Genomic DNA, 1,436 nt, shown 5'->3' on the forward strand with positions numbered 1-1,436 from the left:
AGATAGTGGGAAAACTTCATCAGTTTCAAGGCGAACAACGCCATCGCGATACCAAGCAAATAGCTCCTGCATGTTTTGCATAAAGACCATAGGCTCGTGCATAACAAATTGACCCCAAAATACGCCAACTAAGGAATACTCTTTTACGAGTGCCAAATTAACAGGCAATTCAGGGATCGTGCCCGATGCAAAACCTACAACCAATAAACGGCCATTACGTGCCATTGCACGAGAACAGGCTGCAAATGCTTCCCCGCCAACTGAGTCATAAACAACATTCGCACCTTTGCCTTTAGTCAATTCTTTGATGCGCTCTTTAAGATCTTCTTCGCTGTAATTAATCAGCTCATCTGCGCCATTCGCTTTTGCCATCTCTAGCTTTTCTTGTGACGAACAAACTGCAATTACGCGCGCGCCCATTGCTTTACCAATCTGCACCGCCGCAATACCCGTTCCGCCTGCCGCGCCCAGAACAACAAGAGTTTCGCCCTTCTTCAAACGAGCGCGCTGCTTGAGTGCGTGGTGTGCTGTACCGTGTGCGCACATTAGGTTGGCAGCATCGGTATCCGTAACATCATCTGTAACAGGTAACACCGTCATGGCATTCACGATCACCTGTTCTGCAAAAGCACCATATTTCTGGCTAGAGCCGATTAAGCGTTGGCCAACTTTAAGATGCTTAACACCCTCGCCTAACTCAACAACTTCGCCACAAAACTCCATGCCCGGAACAAACGGAAGCTCAGGACGCGCTTGATATAAACCTTGCACTAACAAGCCATCAGGAAAGTTCACACCACTGGCTAGAATTTTCACTCGCACCTGACCTTTGCCCGGTGTTGGATCATCAATATCTTTGTACTCAAGATCCGAAATCGGACCGAATTCATTACATACAATTGCTTTCATTGTTGTTCTCTTTTTTGTTCGCTAGAAGCTAGAAAATTATGTCGTCATTCCCAATGATCAAAACAACACAGCAATGACGACAGCACGAATTAAATAGCGTTATGAGAGAAACTTAGGCGAGGCAAAAATTCACGAAAAGACGGAGTTTACAGACTAGTAAATGAGTACTTTGAGTGAATTTTTAACAATGCTTAAGTGATCGCACTAGCTATTTCAGAACTAACCCTCAGTTTTGATAACGTGCAGAGCCCCCATCGCTAATGGGGCTACGTAGGCCCCCACCTTACTCGCCTGCTTACTAGAAGCATTGCCATCCAAAGCACGCTTCGCGACACCTTGCGCTATCGCCGCTAAACGGAAATAACTAAATGCGAGGTAAAAGGCCCAATGGTCAATTTTCTCAATGCCCATCGCTTCACAATAAGTCTCGACATACTCAGCTTCGGTTGGAATACCCAACGCGCCACGATCTGCACCCGCGAGACCACTCATATCACCAGCGTTAGCTGGCATGCGTAGTTGCATGC

At 46.6% G+C, this 1,436-nt stretch carries 1 protein-coding gene and 1 pseudogene; both read right to left on the reverse strand.

The window, feature by feature from the left end; all coding sequences use genetic code 11:
- On the reverse strand, positions 1-909 hold a 909-nt coding region (locus A3762_RS23955), incomplete at its 3' end, for an NADPH:quinone oxidoreductase family protein (protein ID WP_068757977.1).
- Between the two features lie 219 nt (positions 910-1,128).
- Positions 1,129-1,436 (reverse strand): annotated as a pseudogene (locus A3762_RS23960) (phosphotransferase family protein); the annotation flags it as partial.

The organism is Oleiphilus sp. HI0125 (genome assembly GCF_001635355.1).